Here is an 8,884-nt window from a genome sequence, read left to right on the forward strand (position 1 = left end):
TGGATCGGCCGGGCGTTGCGCGACAGACTGTATCGGCCTTTCCAGCAGTAATTTCCGTCACCCACGCCTGATTATTTATTACAACCAGAAACTTCTTAATCACCATTTGTGGCGACATAAATCCCATCCGTTATCGATCGCAGAATTTATGTAAACAAAAAGCTGTCGCCCCAACCAATGGGTGAGCCAAAAGACTCGGAGCCTTCCGCGAAGGGATGACGGCAGGAATCCCTCAGAGCCTTGGCGCAATTGACTCTCGCCACCCAGCCAATAATACAAAGCTGTAACGGGACAACCCCTGCGAATGCTGCGGCAGCACGATTGCCTATCGGAATATGGCGATCACACGCCAATATTCAGAAGTTTTCTCTTGAATCCCACCAAAGAATGTGTGAACAATCTTTTCATTCTCGCAAAGAGAGGCTATGGAAGACTGGGCATTGGAGACCAATGGACATGAGTGAGCCGACGGCGCGCAAAAGAGGACGACGCGGATCGCCTGAGTCCTGGTCTGTAGACGCCCATGTCGGGCAGCGCGTTCGGATGCGCAGGACCCTTCTGGGAATGAGCCAGGAAAAACTCGGCGAAGCCATTGGGCTTACCTTTCAGCAGGTCCAAAAATATGAACGGGGTTCCAACCGGATTTCGGCGGGCACACTGTACCGGCTCAGTCAGGTCTTGGACGTTCCGGTAAGCTTCTTTTTCGACACCTACAACGATGCCGACAACCCGCGCCGCTCGCGCGGCGGCTTCGAGGAATCGGACGACACGGGCAGCCATATCAGCCGGCGCGAGGCGCGCCTGCTGCGTCTGTGGCGCGCCGCCCCTCCTCATGTCTCTGACGAGATGCTGTCTCTGCTCTCGGCGCTTTCCCCGGAAATCAAGGAGCCGCCCGAGGACCCCGGCGAGGGGGAGGACAGCGTTCCGGACAGGTTCCTCCCGCAAAAGATGACGGAATCGCCCGGCGGCGGAAGCACACTTGCCGGCAGCGAGTTCGTCGCCGCCGGCCCGGACGGGGAAAACATTCGCAAGCCCGGCCGTCCTGTGCGCAGCGATGCGCCACGGGTCAAGTCCGTCAAATCCGCCGACGCGGCCAGCCAGAACAAGGCACGCCGTCGTCACGGCGCGGTCTGGGATCCGACAGACATCCTGCGCGCATCCAAGCCATCGCCCAGAAATTGACGGCCGGAAGCGGAGAGCCAGGAAGCGAAGGCAGAAACGGCACTCCAACCGCCGAACCAGTGTAGGGTTTCAAAAGCCGGACATCGAAAAGGCTCCGCATCGGACGATGCGGAGCCTTTTCGATAGAAGAGAAGCAGCGGGCGGTGGCCTTACCAGCTGCGAACCGGGCCGACATCGAGATGCACGAAGCCGCTGCGCGGATAGAAGCCGACGCCGCCAACCTGCATGGCCTTCGCCGTATCGGAGATAGCGCGCAACTGCGTGTCGGGCAGGCGGATATCGATGGCCATGCCGCGGGTATGATAGCTCTCCTTCGCGACCCCCCGCGACCGGCGCCGTGCCATCGCATTGGTCCGGCGCGAACGGTAACCGCAGATCACCTCGAACGGATCGTCCGATCCGACGCTCTGGTGAACGCGGGCGAGCAGATCGAACAGGCGCGGATCATAGCGGCAGACCTGCTTGGCGCGGTGGTCGCGCAGCAGCACGTCGAGCTTGCGTAGAGCGTCCGGCCGGTAATTGCCATCCGCCCAATAAACGCCCTCGAACCGTTCCTGCGTGTTGATGTTGTGCAGGCTGATGCGGCGGACGCTGCCGGCCAGTGGGGCAGCCTCGGCAGAACCAGACCCAAGAAGGACCGGCGCAGTGGCCACACCGGTCACCACGCTGGTGGCAACCCCCGTCATCATCCCCGATGCGGCCGGAAGGCCCGCAGAAACCGCCGCGGCGGCAAAACCCAGGAACCCGCGCCGCCCGATGGTCGGGCCGGCCCGCTCTTCATCCCCCAAATGCATCCCCGAACCTCGTCGTCTTAGGTTTTTGGCCGTTCTACGCTGTGGCCGTTCGGCGTTTGGCGGGTCGCACGACGCCCGCTGTGGTATTGTGAACCTTATGTCCAACGCTGATCCGAAGCGTTCCGTCTGATGTGAATCGTCTCCGGACGGATATTCGTATAGGGAAGGTCATCGGCCGAGGCAATCAAAAAATTTTGCAGTGTGACCTTCTTGCATAGACGGGTCATAGGACGGCGGCAGGAAGATCACACCGGATGAATGATCGTCGGAATTTCGCGCCTCACGCCTCGCCTTCCATTATTGCGTTGCATAAATTGGTCCTAAGGGCTTCCGCACATTCCTTTGAATGGCCCGCCGGCCCACGAGAGACAGAGGGTTTCGCCATGACCGCATCCGCAGACCTCCGCAAGCCCCGCAAGCTGGCCATGCTGGCGCTGACCGCCGCATCGGCGCTGGCGCTGCTTGGGGTCAGCCCGGCGGACGCCCTGCCCTACCGCGACACTCTGACCCAATGGGCCGACCGGCTCGACGCCGCGGCTGTCGATCTGGACCGCGAACCGGAACAATCCTCCACCCGGATCGGTGAAGGCGGTCTGATGAAGCTCGGCAGCAGCGGCGAGCGGGTCGGCCGGCTGGCCCAACGCCTGGTCGAACTCGGCCTGCTGCCGGCGGACAAGCTGTCGGATGTCTTCACCATCGACATCGACCGCGCTGTGAAAGCCTTCCAGCTTGCCCAGCGGATGAAGCCCGACGGCCTGATCGGTGCAGGCACCCGTGCCGCGCTCGACCGGACGCCTGCGGAGGCCGCGGCGCTGATGCGACAGAGCGCGGCCGCGATGCGCAGCTTCCGCGACACCGCCCCGGACAACGTGCTGGTGGTGAACCTGACGGACCAGACCACCACCCTGGTGCGCGGCGGGGAAGAGGAACTGACGATGCGCGCCATCGTCGGCCGGCCGTCGCGCGAGACACCGCTGCTGACCGACCGCATCACACACGTCATCGTCAACCCGACCTGGACCGTGCCGCCCACCGTCCTGAAGGAAGACAAGCTGCCGATGCTGCGCGCCAAGGGCACGCCCGGCATCCAGAACGCCATCGTCTATCTCGACGGGCAGGAGGTTGCGCCGGAAACGGTCGACTGGCACGACGTCACGCCGGGCCGGGTCCGGATCGTCCAGCAGCCGGGCGACCACAATGCACTCGGCCGCTTCCGCTTCAACCTGACCAACCCCTACGACATCTATCTGCACGGTACCAACGAGCCACGGCTGTTTGCGCGCGAACTGCGCTCGATCAGTTCGGGCTGCGTCCGTCTGGAGGATCCGCGCCGGCTGGCAGAGCTGCTGCTCCAAGGGACGAGCGTGACGCCCCAGCGGATCGACCGCATGCTGGACAAGCCGCAGCCGCAATGGGTCAAGTTGGCCACGCCCATGCCGGTTCAGTTCGTCTACTGGATTGCGACCGTGCAGCCGGACGGCACCGTCCGCCTGCATCCCGACATCTATGACCGTCTTGACGATGCGCCGGCCACGGCATCCGCCCCGGCACCAGCGCCGGCAACGCTTCCTTCCGCCACACCGGCAGCCACACCGGCCGCCGCGCCGATCATGACACCCGCTCCAGCCGGCAAGCCGTCCGAGGCCAGCCGGGCCGCGATGCCCAACGGCAAGACCGTCGCGGCCGAGAAGTCCAGCGTCTGACAGGTTTATCAAGCCAGGCGTTTTCAGGCCGGGCGTTTTCAGGCCGGGCGAGGGGCGGGATGTTCCCGCCCCGTCGGTTTATGCCCGACGCCGGTTCTTGCGGCTGCGGTTGGGCGGCACCGCGGTGGATGCAGCCTCTTCCGGTGTCGGCCAGGCGTCACGGTCGCCCCGCATCGGGATTCCCATTTCGTCGCCCTGGTCGGCAAGGCCCGGCTGTTCGCCCTGGTTGGCGACGCTCAGCACCGGCTCGACCGGCTCGGTCCGCATCGCGGTCGCTTCCGGACCGCCGGCGGGATTGGGCTTCAGCGTATCGCGGTAATTGTCCTGGATCGCGATCTCCTCGCTGGCCAGTTCCCAATGTGCGTCGGACCGGCCCTCCGGCCGGCCTTCGCCTTCCCAGATCTCATGCGCGCGCCGACGGATGCGGCTCTCCAAATCCTCGGCCATAGGGATCATCTCCTTCACGGGTGGGCCTTTGCAGAGGGGGTGAGGAGGCAGCGGGAGGAGGCATTTGCCATGCCGTCGTCCTGCCTCCTGCCCCCTAATGAACCCCGCCGCTGCCCCCCGGTTCCGGAGGCCAAACATTCTTGCCACCCTCTTCGCCGGAGTCCGCCGCTGCGCGCCACCGTTTCCGAACGGCAACGCCCCTGCGAAAAGCGGCGGCAGCGCCACAATTCCGCCGCTTGTCGTTTGAATTAACCCCATCGTGGTGATATTGCACCGCCATCGACTGGCGGTCCGCAGAGAGTGGCTGGGCCTAGTAACGGGACCGATATGTTGCGCATTTTCTGGCCGAATGCCGCGTCAAGCAGCACCCGATCCAGGGCGGCAGATGCCGCCCGCAGTCCTGATAGCGCACCGGATACGCGCAGGCGCCTTGGCCTGCTCAAGGCCGGATTGCTGACCTGCGCGCTCTGCCTGCCTGCGCTGCCCTCCGGTGCAGCCGAACCCGCGGTCAAGCGCCAGCCCGTGGTAAAGGTCGAGACCAAGCCTGCCGTTTCCGCCCCCGCCCCTGCGGCAGCAGCGGTAGCTCCTGCTCCCGATGGCCAGCTCCTGCAACTGGGCATCTATTCCGGTGACAACGACGCCTGGGTGAGCTGGAAGAATCTGCAACAGCACCAACGCGAGCTGACGGCCGGCCTGAGCGCGTCGGTGATGAAGCTCGATGCAAAGAGCGGGGCCGGCGTGGCGCTTTATGCCCAGGTCGGAAAAGGCGTCGACGCGCGGGCTCTGTGCCGCCGGATCGTCGGCGCCGGATTCGGCTGCCTCGTCGTCGATAGACCGGCCGCCGCCGGGAAGCCGACGGAGAAGGTGGCAACGGCCGGCATCGCCTCCCCATCCGCACCGGTGCCCGTTCCCGCGGCCCCGCCCGCAACCGCCTCGGCAGCGCCCCCTGCGACGCCAAATGCGGCGCCAAATGCAGGCTCCCCTGCGACGGCAAAGCCGCCGACCGTGACCGTGGCCGTCGCACCGGCACCGGTGCCGGCCGAGGCCAAGCCGCCGCAGCCAGCCGGCAGCCGCGAGACGGTGACCACCACCACATCCTCCGTCCTGGTGCCCATCGGTTCGGCCATCGCCGCGCCGCTGGCGCCCCCGCCGCCGTCGGTCGCGAACGCCACGCCGCCGGTCGATGGGCTGATCATCTACAACGAGGAAGATGCCCGCACGATGGCGGACATCGAGCAGCACAGCCGCCGCAAGGGCCGCTTGCGCTCGGTGATGCCCGATTCACGCTATGACGTGATGCCGGCCACCCTGAAGCGGGAAAACTGGAATCTCTGCGCCCTGACCTTCGACGACGGGCCGCACCGGACCGTGACCCGGCAAATTCTCGACATCCTGAACCAGGAGGGGGTGCGCGCCACCTATTTCCCGGTCGGCCGCATCGCCGAGCGGCAGGGTGACCTGATACATGATTTCATTGTCAGCGGTCACGAGATCGGCAACCACAGCCTGACCCATTCCGATCTGCGCAAGATGGACGCGGCCGGCGCCCGGTACGAGATTGCCGAAACCAATCGCATCCTGCGCGGCTTCGGCGCCAACCCGGTGCTCTTCCGCCCGCCCTACGGCCGCTATTCGAACGAGTTGCTGACCATCGCGCGGGAGGAGCATATGGGCTCTGTCCTGTGGTCGGTGGACACCCGCGACTGGCAGGTGCGCAATGCCGACAAGATCGTCAGCCAGATCAAGCTGGCCGGCCTGCCGGGCAACGTCTTCCTGATGCACTCCACCTATGCGAGCACGGCGCAGGCCCTGCCCCGCGTGATCGCCGAGCTGAAAGGCAAGGGATGCGAGTTCGTCACCCTGTCGGAATGGCTTGAGCGGGCGCGCATCCTGGCGCTGCCGAAGATCGTCAATGCCGGAATGCCGGCGGCGGCGACGGAGACGGCAACCGGCCGCCAGTAAGCCCTACGGGGCGGGCTTGGCGTCCTGCTTCTTGCGCTGCTGGCCATACTGGCGGATCACCGCGTCGACCTCCGTCGGCAGGATGCTCCAGGTCGCGCCGAACGTGTCGCCCTTGATCTCCACCACCGAAACGGTCGCGTTGAAGGTGAATTTACCGGCGGCATCGTCGACGCGGACGGAAACCTTGGCGTTCTGGCCGACAATCAGCGAACCGTCGAACCCGCGGGCGACGAAGCCCTTTGGCGTCAGCGACACGATGGGAAAGCTCTTTCCGTCGCACTGGATCACGCTGATCGGCATGCGGCCTGCCGGCTTGGCCGCCTTCTTATCGGTCACCGTGACTTTCAGGAAATCGAAAAGACCCATCCCGCGCCCCCGGAAAACCGCGCCCAGCCCTTGGGCGGAGGGGCGAACGCCGCCCTCGCTCCCGATTAAACGCGGGCAAGCGTCATGTGGCAACGGAATCCTGACCGTACCGGCGCAAGAGGCCGGCGGCCTCCCATCGACGGCGCCCGGTCGGCGACGCCAAATCAGCTGCGCCTGGAGTCCTGCATCGCGGCCCAGACCTCTCGCGCCCGCCTGAGAGACAGCAGGGTGAAGGGCAGCAGGGTGATCAGCACCACCGCGCTGCCAGCCATCACCGACAAGGCGCCGAGCGCATCGGATGTCGGAAGCCGCGCCACAAGACCGGCCAGAAGATGCAGGATCAGCGCGCCCAGCACAGACGCCCCCAACAGTGGACCGACAACCGCAGCCAGCAATCGCAAAGCGCTGCGGGCTGACCGCAGAGCACTGCGCGCTGGCCCCCCGGCAGATTCGGCGGCAGCCGCACTGCGTCCCACCCATCCGGATCGGGGTCCTGGGTACGGCATGCCGGCGACGCCTCGCACAACGCTTCGCATTGGCACCTCCGCTCTGGCTTTTCTTCCGCACTCCGTACGGGGGCAAATCGGCCGGCTCGGTCAGGGTACCGAAGGAACCGGTACGGGGAACTATAGGCTGCTTTCTCTTGTCTGGCCAAAATCCAATGCGCTTACCCCCTTGCGCAGATCTCCGCCCCACACTCCACCTAAAGTACAGGCATCAAAAGGATAGGTTCGGCGGATCGATACAACACTGAGCTTTGCGCGGGCAGAAACCACGGTCTCCACAGAGACTGTGGATAACTGTGTGGGCAAGCCGTGGGCATCCCCGATTCGCCCCAGGCGATTCAAGGGCCCCGCTGTGTTGCCCAAAAGCCAGGCATTCCACCTAAGCATCTGATGCACAATGAAAATCGAGCTTCAATGGCTCGGGAGGCCCTGGTGGCGTGTCAACAGAAATCTGTCACATTCCTCCCTTCTCCATGATTTCACACCCTGTAGTGCCCTGTTGACAACTGTCCCCAAGGGCATTGCACCATCGTTGCGGGTGGCAGAACCTCCGTCAGCTGCCCTATGACCTTCGGAATGGGCGGAGTTGCAACCGCTTGCTCCACCTAGCCTTCAGTCTTCGCCCAGCAGCGCAGCACCTCCGCCACGCTCCATGCCTGGGAAATGCAGCCGCGCGGCGTAAAGGGCGCCTCCGCATCGAAAATCTCGCTGATGGTGCCGATGCCGGCCTCGTCCAGATGGGGCAGGAAGCCTTCGAGCAGCCGGCGTGCCCCCGCCTTGTCTTCCGGATGCAGCTTCAGCCACGCATCGACATAGGGTCCGATCAGCCACCCCCAGACGGTGCCCTGGTGATAGGCGGCATCGCGCGCCCGCAGGTCGCCGAAATACTTCGCCTTGTAATCGCGGCAGCCCGGCGCCAGCGACCGCAGCCCGACCGGGGTCAGCAGGTGCTTGCGCACCGTCTCAACCACCGGCTCCCAGCGTTCGCGCTCCAGCACCGGATGGTCGAGCGAGACGGCGAAGATCTGGTTGGGCCGGCAAGCGATGTCGTCGCCATGCTCGCCGTCCACCACATCGAAGAGGTGCCCGGCCGACGCACACCAGAAGCGGGCGTTGAACGAGGCGCGGGCCTGATCGGCCAGCTCCTCCAACGGACGGGCGGCGGCCTCGCCATCCTCCTCGCGCAGCCAGCCGGCCATCAGCCGCAGGGCGTTGTGCCACAGCGCATTGATCTCCACCGCCTTGCCCCGGCGCGGCGTGACCACCCAGTCATCGACCTTGGCATCCATCCAGGTCAGCTGATAGCCCTCCTGTCCCTGGCGCAGCAGGCCGTCCCTGGGATCGACGCCGATGCCGAAGCGGGTGCCACGGCGATGGAAGTCGATCACCTCGCGCAGCTTGGGCAGAAGCAGGCGCAGGGTGTCGCGGTCGCCGGTGGCGCCGAGATACCGGTGCAGAGCGTGGAAGAACCACAGGGTCGCGTCGGCGGTGTGGTACAGCCCGCGGTCCTTGCCGTCGGGGAACATGTTGGGGATCAGCCCGTCGCGGATGTAATGGCCGAAGGTGTGCAGGATCCAGCCTGCCTCCAGATGGCGGCCGGTGGCCAGCGTCAGCCCTTCCAGCGCGATCATGGTGTCGCGGCCCCAGTCGGTGAACCAATGGTAGCCGGCGATCACCGTCCGCACCTCGTCGCCCTCCGCCCGCGCCCGCATCTGGTCGGCGACGCGGCCGGCCGGCACGAACAGGAAGCTGTCGGCGGACAGCACCAGCTCCGCCATCGCACCGTCGCGCAGGGCCGGATGGGCGTTCTGGATGATACGGCGGCGGCGCTCGGCCTCGAAGCCCAGCACGTCGGCCGGCGGCAAGGCCTCCAGCCGCCACCACTCCTCGGTCGCGGCGGCGAAAGTGACGCTCTGCCCCGCCC

7 protein-coding genes and 1 pseudogene are annotated in these 8,884 nt (G+C 65.5%); 3 read left to right on the forward strand and 5 right to left on the reverse strand.

Translation table 11 applies throughout. The features are described from left to right. Positions 1 to 456 precede the first annotated feature (456 nt). Positions 457 to 709: pseudogene (locus I71_RS36985) on the forward strand (helix-turn-helix domain-containing protein); the annotation flags it as partial. Positions 710 to 1,331: 622 nt separating this feature from the next. Here the strand turns inward: I71_RS36985 and I71_RS34485 are convergent. Continuing rightward, complete coding sequence (locus tag I71_RS34485; RefSeq protein ID WP_042704813.1) at positions 1,332 to 1,976, reverse strand: DUF882 domain-containing protein; 645 nt, start codon at positions 1,974 to 1,976, stop codon at positions 1,332 to 1,334. Between the two features lie 383 nt (positions 1,977 to 2,359). Between I71_RS34485 and I71_RS34490 the strand changes: the two genes are divergently transcribed. Continuing rightward, positions 2,360 to 3,679, forward strand: coding sequence for a L,D-transpeptidase family protein (locus tag I71_RS34490; protein WP_042704814.1), 1,320 nt, complete (start codon positions 2,360 to 2,362; stop codon positions 3,677 to 3,679). Between the two features lie 78 nt (positions 3,680 to 3,757). On the opposite strand, the gene I71_RS34495 is transcribed toward I71_RS34490, so the two are convergent. Beyond that, positions 3,758 to 4,126, reverse strand: a complete 369-nt coding sequence (locus tag I71_RS34495; RefSeq protein ID WP_042704815.1) for a DUF2934 domain-containing protein — start codon at positions 4,124 to 4,126, stop codon at positions 3,758 to 3,760. Positions 4,127 to 4,576: 450 nt separating this feature from the next. Between I71_RS34495 and I71_RS34500 the strand changes: the two genes are divergently transcribed. After that, positions 4,577 to 6,088 carry a polysaccharide deacetylase family protein gene (locus I71_RS34500; RefSeq protein ID WP_244434235.1) on the forward strand — a complete coding sequence of 504 codons (1,512 nt, stop codon included), beginning with the start codon at positions 4,577 to 4,579 and terminating at the stop codon, positions 6,086 to 6,088. A gap of 3 nt (positions 6,089 to 6,091) precedes the next feature. Here the strand turns inward: I71_RS34500 and I71_RS34505 are convergent, their stop codons facing one another. The 3 genes from I71_RS34505 to I71_RS34515 all read right to left on the reverse strand — a co-directional run. Next, the gene (locus tag I71_RS34505) at positions 6,092 to 6,424 is read right to left on the reverse strand and encodes a hypothetical protein (RefSeq protein WP_244434237.1); all 333 of its coding nucleotides are present in this window, start codon (positions 6,422 to 6,424) and stop codon (positions 6,092 to 6,094) included. Between the two features lie 194 nt (positions 6,425 to 6,618). Further along, positions 6,619 to 6,849, reverse strand: a complete 231-nt coding sequence (locus I71_RS34510) for a hypothetical protein (RefSeq protein WP_148294447.1) — start codon at positions 6,847 to 6,849, stop codon at positions 6,619 to 6,621. A 716-nt stretch (positions 6,850 to 7,565) separates the two neighbouring features. Further along, positions 7,566 to 8,884: amylo-alpha-1,6-glucosidase (locus I71_RS34515; protein WP_042704819.1), on the reverse strand; the 1,319-nt coding region annotated here is incomplete at its 5' end.

Source organism: Azospirillum sp. B506, from assembly GCF_000333595.1.
Classification (GTDB): Bacteria; Pseudomonadota; Alphaproteobacteria; order Azospirillales; family Azospirillaceae; genus Azospirillum.

Excerpts from the sequence above, each read along its gene's own strand:
- I71_RS34495 (WP_042704815.1), bottom strand. The coding sequence starts at position 4,126 with ATGGCCGAGGATTTGGAGAGCCGCATCCGTCGGCGCGCGCATGAGATC.
- I71_RS34485 (WP_042704813.1), bottom strand. The coding sequence starts at position 1,976 with ATGCATTTGGGGGATGAAGAGCGGGCCGGCCCGACCATCGGGCGGCGC.
- I71_RS34490 (WP_042704814.1), top strand. The coding sequence starts at position 2,360 with ATGACCGCATCCGCAGACCTCCGCAAGCCCCGCAAGCTGGCCATGCTG.